Origin of the sequence: Enterobacter cloacae complex sp. P24RS (assembly GCF_014982165.1) — a bacterium.
Taxonomy (GTDB): domain Bacteria; phylum Pseudomonadota; class Gammaproteobacteria; order Enterobacterales; family Enterobacteriaceae; genus Enterobacter; species Enterobacter quasihormaechei.
In genome coordinates this window covers 308,888-325,303 of the sequence record NZ_JADCKU010000004.1, presented here as the reverse complement: position 1 = coordinate 325,303, position 16,416 = coordinate 308,888, and the positions used below count along the sequence as shown (strand labels likewise).

The window sequence follows — 16,416 nt, the reverse complement described above, 5'->3', positions numbered from 1 at the left end:
CATACCTGCGGCGCGGGTATGACACCCTTTCGGATTGGTGTAGAATCCAACGGGGTAATCCGATTTTCTGCACCCGTTTAAAGGAAACGCTATGACTACATTAAGCAAACGCCTTTGTCTGACAGCCGCACTGGCGCTGTCCTCGTTCGCCTTTGCCGCAACGGCATCAGCCGAAACCAGCAAGCTCATCATTGAGTCTGGTGACAGCGCGCAAAGCCGTCAGAACGCCGCCATGGACAAAGAACAATGGAATGACACCCGCAGCCTGCGTCAGAAAGTGAATAAACGCGCTGAAAAAGAGTGGGATAAAGAGGATGTGGCGTTTGACGCGCGCGATAAGTGCCAGCAAAGTGCCAACGTCAACGCTTACTGGGAGCCTAACACCCTGCGCTGCCTGGATCGTCGTACTGGCCGCACGGTAGCACCGTAATGTCGACGCTGTGTGACGTGAAGCTCCGTCCGCTGGAGCGCGAAGATTTACGCTTTGTTCACCAGCTCGACAATAATGCCAGCGTGATGCGCTACTGGTTTGAAGAGCCTTACGAGGCCTTTGTTGAGCTGTCCGATCTTTATGACAAGCATATCCACGACCAGAGCGAACGCCGGTTTGTGGTGGAGTGCGAAGGTGAAAAAGCCGGGCTGGTTGAACTGGTTGAGATCAACCACGTCCACCGTCGGGCGGAATTTCAGATCATTATTTCACCGGAACACCAGGGGAAAGGTCTTGCTTCGCGGGCGGCAAAGCTGGCGATGGATTACGGATTTAACGTCCTGAATCTCTACAAGCTTTACCTGATCGTCGATAAAGAGAACGAAAAAGCGATTCATATCTACCGTAAGCTGGGCTTTATGGTGGAAGGTGAACTGATCCATGAGTTCTTTATTAACGGCGAATACCGTAACACCATCCGCATGTGCATTTTCCAGCATCAACATCTGGCCGGACATAAGTCCTCCTCTGCCAGCCTGCTTAAACCCACCGCGCAGTAACCTGCGCGGTTTTATTCTCAATAATATTCAATGCTGTTTTTGATGGTGTACTTGCGCTCAACGGCAGGTTTGACGCTGTCGTCGACGATCGCCAGTTCACAGCTCACCGGGTTGTTGTGGCGATCGTACTCGCAACTCTGCTTTACATTGCCCATCGGTTTATCGTTCAACAGGCTTACCGCCGTATAATCCATACGCTTGTGCAGATCTTTCGACGGCGTTGCCTGGACCGATAAACGCTGGTCGCCGGACACCGTGGTTTTACCCAGCGGGTAGCCGTCGGCGTCATACTGGTACTTTACTTCCATCTCTTTGCTGTGCGCGGCAACCACAAACCCGTTATCGTCGGTGTCCCACGTCACCCCGGCCGATGGCAGTTCTGCCAGCTGACATTTCCCCTGCAACTTCACCTTCTGCTGCTGGGTTTCAGCATCGACGTAGTAGTTCGCATCCAGCACCAGCGCAACGCCCGTGTTAGCCTCCAGATCGTGCAGTTCAAGCGTATCGAAACACCCTTCCGTCGACATCGTGCCGGTCACGCGTTTGGAGACTTCACCTTTGTCGTTGAACAGCGTCTGGGTAAAATCTTTCACCGGGCCGCGAAGAGGATCAAAGTCAAACTCGTTTGAAAAACTCGCCATCTCCGGCGTAAATGACAGCGGCGCGGTGTTGTTGTCGCATCCCACCAGTACCGTTGCCAGTAGCGTTATCGCTGCGTATTTCTTCACATCATTTACCGTTCAGAGAGAGATACAATCATATTAGCAAATACAGGAACTTACATAACAGCACTTCATCTGCCTCTTTGCGCTGTGTAAATCCCTCGTTTGCATTGACGAGCCTTGTCAAAGTGGCTACTTTGAGCGCGCAAGATTCCACACAATTATAAAATCAGATTAATACATTTCGGGTTAACATCATGATTTACGACTGTTTTTTGTACTATGACGAAGATATGTTGCTCGACATCAGATTACATACGCTCGCTGATGTCGTTGACCGTTTTGTCATAGTTGAAGCAACACACTCTTTTACGGGCATACCGCGAAAGTTGCATTTCGATATGACTAAGTTTGCCAAATTCAAAGACAAAATTATTTACGTGCCTTTTGACGCGCAGCCTATTTTAAACAGTGCAGACAATACCCAGGTTGATGCCTGGGCAAATGAAGCAGCGCTTCGCAACTCCATTATGAACGGGTTAAAAGACGCGGCAGATAACGACCTGATTCTGGTGTCAGACGTTGACGAAATCTTCTCTCCCGACACGGTCAGGGCCATTAATCCGCGCGCGCTCTGCACGACTATTCATCAAAACGTATTCAACTATCAGTTTAATCTACAGGTTCACAACACGGATGGCACGCCGAGAAAATGTACGTTGCCCCGCGCGACGTCCTATTACAACCTGAAGCATTTCTTCCATGGTGAGCCTGAATCTTTTAGAAACTGGAAGCGTGCCCGCAAAGATAAAAACTGGTCATGGTTTAAATGGAACTGGTTAAAAATCAATAATAAGATTGTGAAAGATGGCGGCTGGCATTTCTCATGGGTAATGACCCCAGAAAGAATTTCCGAAAAAATGTCTACCATTTCTCACACCGAATACGATTTGCCGGAATTTAATAACCCGGAACATATCATGAAGGTTATCAGCAACGCTGAGGATATCTGGGGACGAGACCGAAAACTGGTCAAGCAAGAGGTATCAAAACGCAACCTGCCTGCTTATCTGGTAGACAATCAGCAGCAGTATTCGCAATTTATTTTATGAAGCAGGCAGGGCTCCAGGACAATTCAGAAAGAGACACACTAAAACAAAAGCTTACCCTAATCCTGCTATGCTTATTATCTACACAGTGAAAAGGAGCTACAGATGAAACGGTTACCCTGGATTACCGCCCTGCTGTTAATGAGTGCTTCACCTGCGATTCTTGCGGCCCCGGACTCCTGCGAGCGCGTGAAAAGCGACATTCAGCAGAAGATTATCAACAACGGCGTGCCGGAGTCTGGCTTTACCCTGAACATCGTTCCGAACGATCAGGCCGATCAGCCGGAAGCGCAGGTCGTTGGGCATTGTGCCAACGATACCTTCAAAATTCTGTACACCCGCACCAGCAGCGGTAATTACCCGGTAAGCGGGGCGGGAACGCAGGAGAATGCGCCTACTGAGCCGCAATGATTTTGCCACTCAATTCCCCTGATTTGACGAGGATTAATATTTAATACCTCCAAATAAGTAACACTCCCCCCATCATTAGCCCAGTTGTAGTCACGGGTGAAAATAATTATTACCAATGATGGGGTGAGTCATGTCCGAAGTTGAACATCACGGCGGGATAAGCCGTCGAGCTCTGGTTAAATCCACTGCCATAGGATCCCTGGCGCTTGCCGCCGGTGGGATCGCATTACCTTTCGGTTTGAAAAGCGCCGCCGCCGCAGTGCAAACCGCCGTTCAGCCCGCGGAAGACAAAGTCGTTTGGGGCGCCTGCTCGGTGAACTGCGGGAGCCGCTGCGCGCTGCGTCTGCACGTACGCGATGACGAAGTTTATTGGGTTGAAACGGATAACACCGGCGAGGATATTTACGGCAATCATCAGGTTCGCGCCTGCCTGCGCGGTCGTTCTATCCGCCGTCGTATTAACCATCCTGACCGTCTGAACTATCCGATGAAACGCGTGGGCAAACGTGGAGAAGGTAAGTTTGAGCGTATCACCTGGGAAGAAGCGCTGGACACCATCGCCGCCAGCCTGAAAGGCGTGGTCGAAAAATACGGCAACGAAGCGGTCTACATTAATTACTCCTCCGGGATCGTAGGCGGCAATATCACCCGTTCCTCCCCTTACGCCTCGCTGGTCGCACGCCTGATGAACTGCTACGGCGGCTTCCTTAGCCACTACGGGACCTACAGCACCGCGCAGATCGCCTGCGCCATGCCCTACACATACGGCAGCAACGACGGCAACAGCACCTCGGATATTGAAAACACCAAACTGGTGGTGATGTTCGGCAATAATCCGGCGGAAACGCGCATGAGCGGCGGCGGGATAACCTACTACCTCGAACAGGCACGCGAACGCTCTAACGCGCGGATGATCGTTATCGATCCGCGCTACACCGACACCGCCGCTGGGCGTGAAGACGAGTGGATCCCCATTCGTCCGGGCACCGATGCCGCGCTGGTGGCGGGTATCGCGTGGGTGCTGATTACTGAAAATCTCGTCGATCAGCCTTTCCTCGATAAATACTGCGTGGGTTATGACGAAAAAACCCTGCCGGAAGGCGCACCTGCTAATGGTCATTACAAAGCCTATATTCTCGGCCAGGGTGATGACAAAACCGCGAAAACTCCGGAGTGGGCGTCGCGCATTACGGGCATCCCCGCCGATCGCATCATTAAGCTGGCCCGTGAAATCGGTTCGGCGAAACCGGCCTACATTTGCCAGGGCTGGGGCCCGCAGCGTCAGGCCAACGGGGAGCAAACCTCCCGCGCCATCGCCATGCTGCCGATCCTGACCGGCAACGTCGGCATTAACGGCGGCAACAGCGGCGCGCGCGAATCGACCTACACCATCACCATCGAACGCATGCCGCTACCGGAGAATCCGGTGAAAACGCAAATCTCCTGCTTTAGCTGGACGGATGCCATTGTCCGTGGCCCGGAGATGACCGCCCTGCGCGACGGCGTGCGCGGCAAGGATAAGCTCGATGTGCCGATCAAGTTCATCTGGAACTACGCGGGTAACACCCTCATCAACCAGCACTCCGATATCAACAAAACCCACGACATTTTGCAGGATGAGAGTAAGTGCGAAACGATCGTCGTCATCGACAACTTCATGACCTCGTCCGCGAAGTATGCCGATATTGTTCTGCCGGACCTGATGACCGTTGAGCAGGAAGATATCATCCCCAACGATTACGCCGGCAACATGGGCTACCTGATTTTCCTCCAGCCGGTTACCGCCCCGAAGTTCGAGCGCAGGCCCATCTACTGGATCATGAGCGAAGTGGCGAAACGCCTCGGACCGGATATCCATCAGAAATTCACCGAAGGCCGGACGCAGGAGCAGTGGCTGCACTATCTGTACGCCAAAATGGTCGCCAGAGATCCTCAACTGCCGTCCTACGACGCGCTGAAGAAAATGGGTATTTATAAGCGCAAAGATCCGAATGGACACTTTGTGGCCTATAAAAAATTCCGTGACGATCCGGACGCCAATCCACTCAAAACCCCGTCGGGGAAAATCGAAATCTACTCCAGCAAGCTGGCGGATATTGCGGCAACCTGGGAGCTGCAAAAAGACGAAACCATTACCCCGCTGCCGGTTTATACCTCAACTTTCGAAGGCTGGGACGCGCCCGAGCGCAGTAAATTCCCGCTGCAACTGTTCGGATTCCACTTTAAAGCCCGCACCCACTCCAGCTACGGCAACGTGGATGTGCTCCAGGCCGCCTGTCGTCAGGAGGTGTGGCTTAACCCCGTGGACGCCGGGAAGCGCGGCATTAAAAACGGGGACATGGTGCGCGTGTTTAACGACCGCGGCGAAGTGCGCATTGCCGCCAAAGTCACGCCGCGCATCATGCCCGGCGTGAGTGCGATGGGCCAGGGCGCCTGGCACGACGCCAACATGAACGGCGATCGCGTCGATCGCGGGTCTTGCATCAACACCCTGACCACGCACCGCCCGTCACCGCTGGCGAAAGGCAACCCGCAGCACACGAACCTGGTGCAGATCGAGAAGGCATAAGGAATAGACAATGACAACCCAATATGGATTTTTTATTGATTCCAGCCGTTGCACCGGGTGCAAAACCTGCGAGCTGGCCTGCAAGGATTACAAGGACCTGACCCCGGACGTCAGCTTCCGTCGTATTTATGAATACGCGGGCGGCGACTGGCAGGAGGACAACGGCGTCTGGCATCAGAATGTCTTCGCCTATTACCTGTCGATTGCCTGCAACCACTGCGAAGATCCGGCCTGTACCAAGGTCTGTCCGAGCGGAGCAATGCACAAGCGCGACGACGGCTTTGTGGTGGTGGACGAAGACGTCTGCATCGGCTGTCGCTACTGCCACATGGCCTGCCCGTACGGCGCGCCGCAGTACAACGCCGCCAAAGGCCACATGACCAAGTGCGACGGCTGCCACAGCCGCGTCGCGGACGGCAAAAAGCCCATCTGCGTCGAGTCCTGCCCGCTGCGCGCGCTGGATTTTGGCCCGATTAAGGAGCTGCGTAAAAAACACGGCCAGCTTGCCGCCGTCGCGCCGCTGCCGTCTGCGCACTTCACGAAGCCGAGTATTGTGATCAAACCTAACGCCAATAGCCGTCCGACGGGTGACACCACCGGCTACCTGGCCAACCCGAAGGAGGTGTGAGATGGGAAGTGGATGGCATGAATGGCCGCTGGTGATCTTCACCGTTTTCGGGCAGTGCGTGGCCGGCGCGCTAATCGTGATGGGTTTCGCCTGGCTGAATGAAAAAGAGGAAGCGGCTAAACGGCGCATCGTTCGCAGCATGTTTTTTCTCTGGGTAGTGATGGGTATTGGGTTTATGGCCTCGGTACTGCACCTCGGCTCCCCGCTGCGCGCCTTCAACTCGCTTAACCGCGTGGGAGCGTCAGCGCTGAGTAATGAGATCGCAGCGGGTTCGATCTTCTTTGCCGTGGGCGGTTTCTGGTGGCTGGTGTCGGTTATCGGTAAAATGCCTCCTGCTTTAGGCAAAATCTGGCTGGTGGTCAGTCAACTCCTGGGGGTCGTTTTTGTCTGGGCGATGACCCGGGTCTATCAGATTGATACCGTTCCGACCTGGTATACGGGCTACACCACGCTGGCCTTCTTCCTGACGATGGCGCTTGCTGGTCCGCTGCTGGCCGCGCTGCTGCTGCGGGTTGCAAACGTGACATATAAAGGTACCGTTGCCGCCTCCGTCAGCGTGCTGGCGCTGCTCGTCTGCGTGGCGGTCGTCGTGTTGCAAAGCAATGCGCTGGCGACGATCCAGAGTTCCATCCAGCAGGCCAGCGCCCTGCTGCCGGATTATGGTTCGCTTCAGGTCTGGCGCATCGCGCTGCTGGCGGCGGGCTTAGGCTGCTGGATCTGCCCGCTGATTCGGCGTCAGGAGCCGAACACGCTCGGCCTGTTAGCAGGTTTTGTGCTGGTGGCGCTGGGTGAACTTATTGGCCGTGGGCTATTTTATGGTCTGCATATGACCGCAGGGTTAGCGATTGCAGGTTAACACAGGCGCGCGGGACCGCCCGCGCGCAAGTAAGGAAAGATGTAATGAATGACGTCTCACATCGCGAATCGTTCGCGTTCAGCGCCCGGGTACTGGGCGCGTTGTTTTATTTTGCCCCGGACAGCGAACAGACTGCGCCGCTGGTGAGCGCCCTGACCGTCGGTGACTGGGTGCAGGACTGGCCGCTGCCGGAAGAAAGCCTGCTGCCCGTCGCCACTGCGTTTAAAGCCCCGTCGGACGAAGCGTTGAAGGACGCGTGGCAGCGTCTGTTTATTGGCCCATATGCCCTGCCCGCTCCTCCGTGGGGCTCCGTCTGGCTCGATCGCGAGTCCGTACTGTTTGGCGATTCGACCCTCGCGTTGCGTCAGTGGATGCGTGAAAACAATATCGCCTTTGAAATGCAGCAGAATGAGCCGGAAGATCACTTCGGCACGCTGCTGATGCTGGCGGCGTGGCTTGCCGAGAACGGTCGCGACACAGAACGCGACCAGCTTCTGGCTTGGCATCTGCTGCCGTGGAGCACGCGTTTCCTGACCGTATTTGTTGAAAACGCGGCCCATCCTTTCTACGCGGCGCTGGGTAAACTGGCTCAACTGACCCTGGCAGACTGGCAGTCCACTTTGCTGATCCCGATTGCAGAAAAAACGCTGTACCGATAACAGCGCCTGGCTTGCACATCCGTTGTGCAAGCCAGGTTCGCACATTTTTGCTGCAACACAACTGCGCAACTGTTATACTGTATATAATTACAGTATCGGAGGCGCAAAATGGCTGTTGAAACAAAATTTGTTGTCGTAAGAAAGGGTGAAGAGAAAATGACATTTGCCAGTAAGAAAGAGGCTGACGCTCACGACAAACTGCTCGATATGGCAGAAGCGTTCACCGACTGGCTGTTGCAAAGCGAAATGCAGTTGGATGAAATGCAGGCGGAGAACCTTGGGCTGTATCTCGCCGAGCAGAAAGAAGCTGTTCAGCATATTCTGCGTACCAGCAAGCTTCCCGAGCGCGATGCTGCAACAGATAAAACAGCGTCGGATGCGGATGGCAGTAAAAAAATCCGTGCCGTTAAAGCCGCCTGATCGTCAGAATCCCCATCACTTGTCCTGCCACCGTGAGCTGGAAACGGCTCACGGCTTTAACATTGTCGGCTTACAGAACGTCGCGCTGGATATTCTGCCTTTAATTCGTCCAGCGTCACTATGAGAATGGCCTGTTATCTCGATTTGTCCGCCTCAACATTTACGCTAATGTTCAACCTTTTGGCTTCAATGGTTAACATTTTTTGGGCCAAAGCCATATCACCCCCGTGCACTTTATCTATAAGATTTTGTACAAGGGTCATCATCAGGAAATGTTTATTCGCGGGACAGAAATCTGTCATATTGATTCCGTTATCCTTCAGGCGTTGATGCGCAACCGTCTCTGTCTCTGCAATTATTTCAGCAACTTTCTCATGCATGATGTCGATCTGCTCGAAAACAATGCCGTTAATCATTTCAATCTGTTCTGGCGTAAAATTCGGTTCCATCATTACCCCTCGTCAGGCGTAGGTTAAAAACACGTGCATCACACGGTGAGCGCTTCGGAATGGCGCGGTAAATTATCACATAACTCTTGCAACTCATTGATCAGCCTTGCCAGGTGGAAACCATCGCACACAGAGTGATGGACCTGAACGGCGAAAGGCAACAAGACTTTTCCATCCTGGTTATAGTATTTTCCAAAGGTGAACATGGGTGCAAAAAAGTTCTGCATGTTAGCCACGTTGATATTAAAACTGGTAAAGCTCGCCCACGGAATATCCGATATGAAGAATATATTTTCCCGGGACTCTTCCTTAGGCCAGTAGGCAAGGTTATCACCATAGCGAGAAACGTCTTCTGCATAAACATTCTGAAAGTGATGAATATCCCCGTCGAAGTGACTCCACAACGATGAAAACGTCTCCGTCTCTTTATGGAAAAGGGTATAACTTGGATGCACCTCCTTCCATATTACAAGTTCATTATCCTTCATAGCCATACGAAACTCAGAATGGCGGTTAACGACTGTGGCAATAATAGAAATAATCGAAGGATAAAATTTCCAGCCAACCTGTTTGATATGTTTCAGCAGCGCCGTAATATCCAGCTGAACCGTTTGGTTAATCGTGCATTGAGCAAAGCTCTGAAAGACTTCAAAATGCTCTTTCCTTGCCCAACTTGATAAATCTACAGCCGTATATTCTGGCGTTAATTTTGTCATTTCTTAGCCTTAATTGAGCAGCGCTATATAAAAGAGTAGCGTAACACAAACCCAGGAGCTGTATAGACGGCAGCGCAGAGGCACCCCTAAATTTTCAGCGTATCGATTACCGCTCTCAGCGCCGGGGAGACGTTGCGGTGCGGGTAATAGAGGTAAAGCCCGTCCATCCGCAGACTGTAGCGCTGCAAGACCCTTATCAGCGTCCCGCGCTCCAGATCGTCAGCCACCAGCTCTACCGGGACATAGGCCAGCCCGAGTCCCAGCCGCGCGGCTTCGGCCTCCATGTAGCTGTCCGAAAAGGCCCATTGTCCTTCCGGGCGGTGAGCAATACTCTTTCCGTCCTGAATGAGCTCCCATTGATAGTGGCGACCGTCGGCGAACTGATAGGCAATGCAGGGATGCGAAGTCAGATCAGCAGGCACCCGAGGGAAACCATAGCGCCGGAAATGCGCCGGGGCGGCAACCACGGCCATCTCCATATCGGGCGTAATGCGCACGGCAATCATACCTTGCCCCACCTCCGGCCCCAGCCGGACGCCCGCATCGAATCGTTCGGCAATAATGTCCACGAACCGGCTTTCATTCATTAATTCCAGACGAATATCCGGGTAACGCTGTTTGAATATAGCGAGCTTTGGCAGCAGACATTTTTCAATGGCGTGCTGGCTGGCATTAATGCGCACCGTGCCGGACGGCGTCTGGCGGTAGTGTGCCAGTCTGGTCAGCCCGGTATCGAGCGCATCAAAGGCAGAGCCGGCAGTCTGGTAAAGCTGTTCTCCGGCGTGGGTCAGCGACAGCTTGCGCGTGGTACGCACCAGAAGCTGAACGCCCAACCGCTCTTCCAGCTCCCGAACCGATCGGCTGATCCCGGATTGTGCCAGCCCGAGCCGCTGTGCGGCTGCCGTGAAGCTCCCCTCCCGCACCACCTGGATAAACAGATACAGCTCATTGTAGTTCTCTCGCTTTGCCATTACGCCTCGCGAACCTATAACAAAATGATATTAATTCTAGCAGCCGTTGGCCTCTAATCAGCACTATTACTGCTAATTATAATGACCGCATAACAACAACACACGGTATCTCTTATGAAAACATTCACCCAAAACCTATCCGTTGCGCTGCTGCTGTGCGCATCATTAAGTGGAGTGACGACAATGAGTTATGCAGAAACGCTAAATCCAAACGCCCCCGTTTCCATGGTGACTGCCTGGGATAAAACCTTCGCCGAGAGCGATATAGTCGATCACCGCAAGGTGACGTTCCAGACCCGATACGGGATCGCTCTGGTGGGCGATCTGTATCTTCCTAAGAACCGCGGCGACCAGAAACTGGCGGCGATTGCCGTCAGCGGGCCGTTCGGTGCGGTTAAAGAGCAATCCAGCGGTCTGTACGCCCAGACCCTGGCTGAACAGGGGTTCGTAACCCTGGCCTTCGACCCATCCTATACGGGTGAAAGTGGCGGCCAGCCGCGTAACGTTGCCTCCCCTGATATCAACACCGAAGACTTTAGCGCCGCAGTGGATTTCCTGGGGCTCCAGAAAGAAGTCGACCGTAATCGTATCGGCATTCTCGGCATTTGCGGCTGGGGCGGTATGGCGCTGAACGCGGCATCCATGGATACCCGCGTGAAGGCGGTCGCCACCAGCGTAATGTACGATATGAGCCGCGCGATGGGTCACGGCGTGGGCGACGGGAAAGATCGCTATTCAGCGGCTGACCGTCGGGCCGTGTTGCAGTATCTGAACGCCCAGCGCTGGAAAGATGCCGAGAGCGGCACTTTCGCCCATGGCGGTCATGATATTAATGTCGATAAGAACGGTAAGGTGACGGCAGCCGAGCGTATTCTGCCGGAAGCATTGCCCGCCGATCCGCATCCGGTACTGAAAGAGTTCTACGACTACTACCGAATGCCGCGCGGCTTCCATGCCCGTTCCGTAAACTCCACCGGCGCATGGACCGCGACCATGCCGTTGTCCTTTATGAATATGCCGCTGCTGAGCTATGCCGGGGAGATCGCCATCCCGACGCTGATCGTGACCGGTGAAAATGCGCATTCTCGCTATTTTGCGGAAGATGCGTTTAAGACCGTTGGCAGCAAACAGAAAGAGCTGGTGATTGTTCCGGATGCAAACCATGTTGATCTCTACGATAACGTCGCAGGAAAAATCCCGTTCGCGCAGTTTGAGCAGTTCTTCAAAACCAGTCTGAAATAAGCTCTCAGCCCCCGGCAATCACGGGGGCGGTATTTTTGCCCGTCAGTCTGCTCGCGCCATCAGCAGTAAGGCATTATATTAACAGGGTTATTTTATTTAATTACAAAACCGCGAATATCTCCCGTTGAATTAATAATTAAGCAATATCCTGGTCAGCCAGCGATATCGCTTTGTTAGCTTGAGGAATCAGGCAAAGCTCAAACCGGAGGTATTCTTTGCTGATTAAGTTAAAGAAAGAACGAACGCATCAGGAGGATCGCCGTCTTGCTCTCTGGCTGGCCACCTCCGCAGGACTGCTGAATGCCATTGCGCTGGGCGCGTTTGGCTTTTTTCCCTCACACATGACCGGCAATACCTCACAACTCTCCAGCGAAGTCTCCTCCACCGACCTCAACGATATTCTTTTTTTTGGCGCCATTATTCTGTCGTTCGTCACGGGTGCCATCGTTGCGCGGATGATTGTTATCTGGGGAATTATCCATAACGTCAGGCTGGTATTCAGCCAGGTTCTTTTTGTTGAAGGGCTATTACTGGCCGGGGTATCTCTGTACGAAATGTATTTTCACTCCTTCGCCACGAATCAGGAGATTATTATTTTCCTGTGCGGGCTGATGGGCATCCATAATTCCACTTCCACTCAGCTATCCGGCGGTCGGGTGAGATCCACGCACATTACCGGCACGCTGACCGATGCGGGCATTTCGCTGGCCTCCGTTATGGTCGCCATGCTGCGCCGGGATTATTCTAAAGACACGGCTGCGCAAAAGAGCCAGCTCAAGACCCATTTAACCACCCTTTTCTCGTTTATTACCGGAGGGATCGCAGGGCTGATCCTGTTCAGAGAATTTGGATTCAACGCGATGCTGGCGCTGGGGCTAATGCTGGTATTCATCGCCGCCTTTTCGATCGTTCGCATCTCCTGGCGCGTGCGAAAGGTGCGCGCCGCCCTCGGTCGTTAGGGTTTATTAATGAGTCTTAGGTGACATTGTCACTTAAGACTCGCTTCTTTAAGACTATTCTGCCTGCCCGCTGACAGCCCTTATGCCATAAGGCTTAACCCAGGTTGTCACTAATTTCATAGGGTTACTGTTTTACCCCCTTCGCTGGAACCCTTCCGCTTCGCTTGCTATAGGTGAAGTACCCCTGCCGAAACATGGCATAACAACAGGCAACCGCAACCGGTGGTTGCTATAACGCATGCGCACAGGGAGACACACCGCAATGCATCCACTAATCAAACGTTCGCTGCTTTTTGTCGGCGCCATAATCGTGGTTCTCGCTCTCCTCACCTGGGGAATTGGGCTAGAGACGATCAAGGCGCGCCAGGTTGACCTGATCTACCTCGGGCAACAGCATTTAATTTTGGTTTTCTCCTCAATGTTCTTTGCCCTGCTGGTCGGTATTCCAAGCGGCATCCTGCTGAGCCGTCCGGCGGCACGGGGAATCGCCGAATACGTGATGCAAATCTTTAACGTGGGCAACACCCTGCCGCCGCTGGCCGTTCTTGCGCTGGCGATGGTGGTGATTGGCATCGGCGATAAGCCGGCCATTATCGCCCTCTTTCTGGCCTCTCTGCTGCCGATTGTGCGTAACACCTATGCCGGGCTGTGCTCTGTTCCCGCGTCACTGCTGGAAGCGGCAAACGGCATCGGCATGACCCGGTGGCAGCGCCTGCGTCAGGTCGAAATCCCTAACGCCTGGCCGGTGATGCTTTCAGGTATTCGTATTGCCACGGCGATTAACGTTGGTACCGCGCCGCTGGCATTCCTGATCGGTGCCAGCAGCTACGGCGAGCTGATTTTCCCGGGTATTTATCTGAATGACTTCCCGACGCTGATCCTGGGCGCTGCGGCCACCGCCCTGTTCGCCCTGATTCTGGATACGCTGCTGGCGGCACTGGGTCGACTGCTGAGCCCACATCTCGCACGATAATTATAACAAGGAGCTTCTATGAGACTGTTTTCCGGCCTGACGGCGCTGTGCGCCGCCGCGCTCTTCACCAGCCAGGCGCTCGCCGCGCCGCTGATCCTGGCGACCAAGAGCTTTACCGAGCAGCACATTCTCTCGGCCATGACCGTGCAGTATCTGCAAAAGAAAGGGTTTCAGGTGCAGCCGCAGACCAATATTGCGACGGTGATATCCCGAAACGCGATGATCAACAAACAAATCGATATGACCTGGGAGTACACCGGTACGTCGCTAATCATCTTCAACCACATCAACAAACGCATGTCGCCGCAGGAGTCTTACGAGACGGTGAAACGTCTTGACGCGAAGCACGGTCTGGTGTGGCTCAAACCTGCCGACATGAACAACACCTATGCTTTTGCCATGCAGCGCAAGCGCGCCGAGGCTGAACATATCAACACCATGTCTGAGATGGTGGCGAAGATTGAGCAGATCCGTAAAACCGATCCGGATAACAACTGGCTGCTGGGTCTTGACCTGGAGTTTGCCGGACGTAGCGACGGGATGAAACCGTTACAGGCGGCCTACAACATGACGCTGGACCGCCCGCAGATCCGCCAGATGGATCCGGGACTGGTCTATAACGCGGTGCGCGACGGGTTTGTCGATGCGGGGCTGATCTACACCACCGACGGGCGCGTGAAGGGCTTCGATCTCAAAGTACTGGAGGACGATAAAGGCTTCTTCCCGAGTTATGCCGTGACGCCGGTTGTACGTAAAGACACGCTGGAGGCGAACCCGGGGCTGGAGGAGACGCTGAACACCCTCTCTGCCCAGCTGAATAACGACGTTATCACCGAACTGAATAAAAAGGTGGATATCGACCATCAGTCACCGCAGCAGGTCGCCCGAGATTTCCTGCGTAGCAAACAGTTGCTGTAGGAGGCGCTATGGAGACGATTCACTATATTTTCGATAACTGGGACTATCTCTTAACCCTGACGCTGCAACACCTGTGGCTGGTCGCGCTGGCCGTGGGCCTGGCGATTATCATCGGCGTGCCGCTGGGCATTTTGATTGTTCGCCACAAATGGCTGGCAACTCCCGTGCTGGGGATCGCCACCATCGTGCTCACCATCCCGTCTATTGCGCTTTTCGGCCTGATGATCCCGCTCTTTTCGCTGGTCGGTCAGGGCATTGGCGCCCTGCCCGCAATAACGGCGGTGTTTCTCTACTCGCTGCTGCCGATTGTGCGTAACACCCACACGGCGCTCGACAGCCTGCCCCCCGGCCTGCGTGAAGCGGGACGCGGCATCGGCATGACCTTCTGGCAGCGTCTGCGCTGGGTGGAAATCCCGATGGCGCTGCCGGTCATTTTTGGCGGCATCCGCACCGCCGTGGTGATGAACATTGGCGTCATGGCGATTGCCGCCGTGATTGGCGCGGGCGGTCTGGGCCTGCTGCTGCTTAACGGTATTGGCGGGAGTGATATTCGTATGTTGATTGCGGGCGCGCTGATGATTTGTCTTTTAGCGATTATGCTCGACTGGTTGCTGCACCGTTTGCAGGTGGTACTGACTCCGAAGGGGATTCGATAATGATAAAACTGGAAAACCTCACCAAACAATTTTCACAGAAACACGGCCAGACGTTTAAGGCCGTCGACAACGTCAATCTGAACGTGCCTGAAGGGGAAATGTGCGTGCTGCTCGGCCCGTCCGGCTGCGGCAAAACCACGACCCTGAAGATGATTAACCGTCTTATTACGCCCAGCAGCGGGACGATCCTCATTAACGGCGAAGACACCAGCGGGATGGACACCGTGACGTTGCGCCGCAACATTGGCTACGTGATCCAGCAGATTGGCCTGTTCCCGAACATGACCATCGAAGAGAACATTACCGTTGTGCCGCGTATGCTGGGCTGGGACAAGGCACGCTGTAAATCCCGTGCCGAGGAGCTGATGGATATGGTGGCAATGGATCCGCATAAATTCCTTCACCGTTATCCGCGTGAAATGTCCGGCGGCCAGCAGCAGCGCATCGGCGTCATCCGCGCGCTGGCAGCGGATCCGCCGGTCCTGCTGATGGATGAACCGTTCGGTGCGGTCGACCCGATCAACCGCGAGGTGATCCAGAACCAGTTCCTGGAGATGCAGCGCAAGCTGAAAAAGACCGTGATGCTGGTGAGCCACGATATTGACGAAGCGCTGAAGCTGGGCGACCGTATCGCCGTTTTCCGTCAGGGACGTATCGTACAGTGCGCCAGCCCGGACGAGCTGCTGGCGAAGCCGGCGAATGAGTTTGTCGGTTCGTTTGTGGGCCAGGACCGGACGCTGAAACGTCTGCTGCTGGTATCAGCGGGTGACGTCACCGATCAGCAGCCGACCATTACGGTACGCGAATCGACGCCGCTGCCGGAGGCCTTCGCCACTATGGATGACAACGATATTCGCGCCATTACCGTGGTTGATGAGCACGGAAAACCGCTGGGCTTTGTGAAGCGCCGCGAAGCGCGCCACGCCAGCGGCGCCTGCGCCGACATTCTGCACCCGTTCCGCATGACCGGGAAAGCCGAAGACAACCTGCGCGTGGTGCTTTCTCGCCTGTATGAAAGCAACACCAGCTGGATGCCGATTGTGGACGAAGACGGGCGCTATAACGGCGAGATATCTCAGGACTATATTGCGGAGTATTTGAGTTCAGGACGTACGCGCCGGGCGTTGAATATTCATAGCGACACTTAATCCTGTATGCCGGGCAATGCCCGGCTTTTTTTCGCACGCATACCTTTTGCTAACCTCACGTTTTCCCATCACAATATTGT

General features: G+C 54.3%; 19 protein-coding genes. 15 read left to right on the top strand and 4 right to left on the bottom strand.

What is annotated here, in order from left to right:
* The first annotated feature begins 91 nt into the window (after positions 1 to 91).
* The gene (locus INF58_RS06160; RefSeq protein ID WP_063451459.1) at positions 92 to 430 is read left to right on the top strand and encodes a DUF1283 family protein; all 339 of its coding nucleotides are present in this window, start codon (positions 92 to 94) and stop codon (positions 428 to 430) included.
* A complete protein-coding gene (gene speG, locus INF58_RS06155; RefSeq protein ID WP_047354707.1) occupies positions 430 to 990 on the top strand; it encodes a spermidine N1-acetyltransferase in 561 nt (186 codons plus the stop codon). Before INF58_RS06160 ends, speG begins: the two co-directional genes overlap by 1 nt.
* A gap of 17 nt (positions 991 to 1,007) precedes the next feature.
* Here speG and INF58_RS06150 read toward each other — a convergent pair whose 3' ends face one another.
* Positions 1,008 to 1,718 (bottom strand): YnfC family lipoprotein, encoded by a 711-nt coding sequence (locus INF58_RS06150; protein WP_112792238.1) that lies wholly within the window; start codon positions 1,716 to 1,718, stop codon positions 1,008 to 1,010.
* Between the two features lie 191 nt (positions 1,719 to 1,909).
* Here INF58_RS06150 and INF58_RS06145 point away from each other — a divergent pair, with 191 nt between their 5' ends.
* From INF58_RS06145 to INF58_RS06115, 7 genes are all read left to right on the top strand, one after another.
* Complete coding sequence (locus tag INF58_RS06145; protein WP_193032508.1) at positions 1,910 to 2,764, top strand: benzoate transporter; 855 nt, start codon at positions 1,910 to 1,912, stop codon at positions 2,762 to 2,764.
* 102 nt (positions 2,765 to 2,866) lie between these two features.
* Positions 2,867 to 3,172 carry a DUF1161 domain-containing protein gene (locus INF58_RS06140; RefSeq protein WP_193527247.1) on the top strand — a complete coding sequence of 102 codons (306 nt, stop codon included), beginning with the start codon at positions 2,867 to 2,869 and terminating at the stop codon, positions 3,170 to 3,172.
* A gap of 130 nt (positions 3,173 to 3,302) precedes the next feature.
* Complete coding sequence (gene ynfE / locus INF58_RS06135; protein WP_193527246.1) at positions 3,303 to 5,741, top strand: selenate/tellurate reductase subunit YnfE; 2,439 nt, start codon at positions 3,303 to 3,305, stop codon at positions 5,739 to 5,741.
* A gap of 10 nt (positions 5,742 to 5,751) precedes the next feature.
* Entirely contained in the window at positions 5,752 to 6,369 is a 618-nt protein-coding gene (locus INF58_RS06130) for a DMSO/selenate family reductase complex B subunit (protein WP_193527245.1), read from the top strand.
* A gap of 1 nt (position 6,370) precedes the next feature.
* Positions 6,371 to 7,225, top strand: a complete 855-nt coding sequence (locus INF58_RS06125; RefSeq protein WP_193527244.1) for a dimethyl sulfoxide reductase anchor subunit family protein — start codon at positions 6,371 to 6,373, stop codon at positions 7,223 to 7,225.
* 44 nt (positions 7,226 to 7,269) lie between these two features.
* Positions 7,270 to 7,884, top strand: coding sequence for a Tat proofreading chaperone DmsD (dmsD, locus tag INF58_RS06120; RefSeq protein ID WP_193527243.1), 615 nt, complete (start codon positions 7,270 to 7,272; stop codon positions 7,882 to 7,884).
* A gap of 108 nt (positions 7,885 to 7,992) precedes the next feature.
* Positions 7,993 to 8,304 carry a YebG family protein gene (locus INF58_RS06115; protein WP_107535263.1) on the top strand — a complete coding sequence of 104 codons (312 nt, stop codon included), beginning with the start codon at positions 7,993 to 7,995 and terminating at the stop codon, positions 8,302 to 8,304.
* Between the two features lie 134 nt (positions 8,305 to 8,438).
* Here the strand turns inward: INF58_RS06115 and INF58_RS06110 are convergent, their stop codons facing one another.
* The 3 genes from INF58_RS06110 to INF58_RS06100 all read right to left on the bottom strand — a co-directional run bounded on the left by INF58_RS06110 (position 8,439) and on the right by INF58_RS06100 (position 10,440).
* Positions 8,439 to 8,753, bottom strand: a complete 315-nt coding sequence (locus INF58_RS06110; RefSeq protein WP_193527267.1) for a nitroreductase — start codon at positions 8,751 to 8,753, stop codon at positions 8,439 to 8,441.
* Positions 8,754 to 8,791: 38 nt separating this feature from the next.
* The gene (gene catA / locus INF58_RS06105; RefSeq protein ID WP_193527242.1) at positions 8,792 to 9,469 is read right to left on the bottom strand and encodes a type A chloramphenicol O-acetyltransferase; all 678 of its coding nucleotides are present in this window, start codon (positions 9,467 to 9,469) and stop codon (positions 8,792 to 8,794) included.
* Between the two features lie 86 nt (positions 9,470 to 9,555).
* The gene (locus INF58_RS06100; RefSeq protein ID WP_193527241.1) at positions 9,556 to 10,440 is read right to left on the bottom strand and encodes a LysR family transcriptional regulator; all 885 of its coding nucleotides are present in this window, start codon (positions 10,438 to 10,440) and stop codon (positions 9,556 to 9,558) included.
* A gap of 114 nt (positions 10,441 to 10,554) precedes the next feature.
* Between INF58_RS06100 and INF58_RS06095 the strand changes: the two genes are divergently transcribed.
* From INF58_RS06095 to osmV, 6 genes are all read left to right on the top strand, one after another.
* A complete protein-coding gene (locus tag INF58_RS06095; RefSeq protein WP_193527240.1) occupies positions 10,555 to 11,682 on the top strand; it encodes an alpha/beta hydrolase in 1,128 nt (375 codons plus the stop codon).
* A 215-nt stretch (positions 11,683 to 11,897) separates the two neighbouring features.
* On the top strand, positions 11,898 to 12,641 hold the full coding sequence (locus INF58_RS06090) for a YoaK family protein (RefSeq protein ID WP_193527239.1): 744 nt from the start codon (positions 11,898 to 11,900) through the stop codon (positions 12,639 to 12,641).
* Between the two features lie 262 nt (positions 12,642 to 12,903).
* On the top strand, positions 12,904 to 13,614 hold the full coding sequence (osmY, locus tag INF58_RS06085) for an osmoprotectant ABC transporter permease OsmY (protein ID WP_193527238.1): 711 nt from the start codon (positions 12,904 to 12,906) through the stop codon (positions 13,612 to 13,614).
* A gap of 18 nt (positions 13,615 to 13,632) precedes the next feature.
* On the top strand, positions 13,633 to 14,532 hold the full coding sequence (gene osmX, locus INF58_RS06080) for an osmoprotectant ABC transporter substrate-binding protein OsmX (RefSeq protein WP_193527237.1): 900 nt from the start codon (positions 13,633 to 13,635) through the stop codon (positions 14,530 to 14,532).
* Positions 14,533 to 14,540: 8 nt separating this feature from the next.
* The gene (osmW, locus tag INF58_RS06075) at positions 14,541 to 15,188 is read left to right on the top strand and encodes an osmoprotectant ABC transporter permease OsmW (protein WP_193527236.1); all 648 of its coding nucleotides are present in this window, start codon (positions 14,541 to 14,543) and stop codon (positions 15,186 to 15,188) included.
* Positions 15,188 to 16,336, top strand: coding sequence for an osmoprotectant ABC transporter ATP-binding protein OsmV (gene osmV / locus INF58_RS06070; protein ID WP_063866837.1), 1,149 nt, complete (start codon positions 15,188 to 15,190; stop codon positions 16,334 to 16,336). Before osmW ends, osmV begins: the two co-directional genes overlap by 1 nt.
* Positions 16,337 to 16,416: the final 80 nt, after the last annotated feature.

Bases quoted from the DNA above. Each gene is read 5' to 3' on its own strand.
- INF58_RS06110 (WP_193527267.1), bottom strand. From the start codon at position 8,753: ATGGAACCGAATTTTACGCCAGAACAGATTGAAATGATTAACGGCATT.
- INF58_RS06160 (WP_063451459.1), top strand. From the start codon at position 92: ATGACTACATTAAGCAAACGCCTTTGTCTGACAGCCGCACTGGCGCTG.
- osmY (WP_193527238.1), top strand. From the start codon at position 12,904: ATGCATCCACTAATCAAACGTTCGCTGCTTTTTGTCGGCGCCATAATC.
- INF58_RS06095 (WP_193527240.1), top strand. From the start codon at position 10,555: ATGAAAACATTCACCCAAAACCTATCCGTTGCGCTGCTGCTGTGCGCA.
- osmX (WP_193527237.1), top strand. From the start codon at position 13,633: ATGAGACTGTTTTCCGGCCTGACGGCGCTGTGCGCCGCCGCGCTCTTC.
- INF58_RS06130 (WP_193527245.1), top strand. From the start codon at position 5,752: ATGACAACCCAATATGGATTTTTTATTGATTCCAGCCGTTGCACCGGG.
- ynfE (WP_193527246.1), top strand. From the start codon at position 3,303: ATGTCCGAAGTTGAACATCACGGCGGGATAAGCCGTCGAGCTCTGGTT.
- speG (WP_047354707.1), top strand. From the start codon at position 430: ATGTCGACGCTGTGTGACGTGAAGCTCCGTCCGCTGGAGCGCGAAGAT.
- INF58_RS06145 (WP_193032508.1), top strand. From the start codon at position 1,910: ATGATTTACGACTGTTTTTTGTACTATGACGAAGATATGTTGCTCGAC.
- dmsD (WP_193527243.1), top strand. From the start codon at position 7,270: ATGAATGACGTCTCACATCGCGAATCGTTCGCGTTCAGCGCCCGGGTA.
- INF58_RS06115 (WP_107535263.1), top strand. From the start codon at position 7,993: ATGGCTGTTGAAACAAAATTTGTTGTCGTAAGAAAGGGTGAAGAGAAA.
- osmV (WP_063866837.1), top strand. From the start codon at position 15,188: ATGATAAAACTGGAAAACCTCACCAAACAATTTTCACAGAAACACGGC.
- INF58_RS06100 (WP_193527241.1), bottom strand. From the start codon at position 10,440: ATGGCAAAGCGAGAGAACTACAATGAGCTGTATCTGTTTATCCAGGTG.
- osmW (WP_193527236.1), top strand. From the start codon at position 14,541: ATGGAGACGATTCACTATATTTTCGATAACTGGGACTATCTCTTAACC.
- catA (WP_193527242.1), bottom strand. From the start codon at position 9,469: ATGACAAAATTAACGCCAGAATATACGGCTGTAGATTTATCAAGTTGG.
- INF58_RS06125 (WP_193527244.1), top strand. From the start codon at position 6,371: ATGGGAAGTGGATGGCATGAATGGCCGCTGGTGATCTTCACCGTTTTC.
- INF58_RS06140 (WP_193527247.1), top strand. From the start codon at position 2,867: ATGAAACGGTTACCCTGGATTACCGCCCTGCTGTTAATGAGTGCTTCA.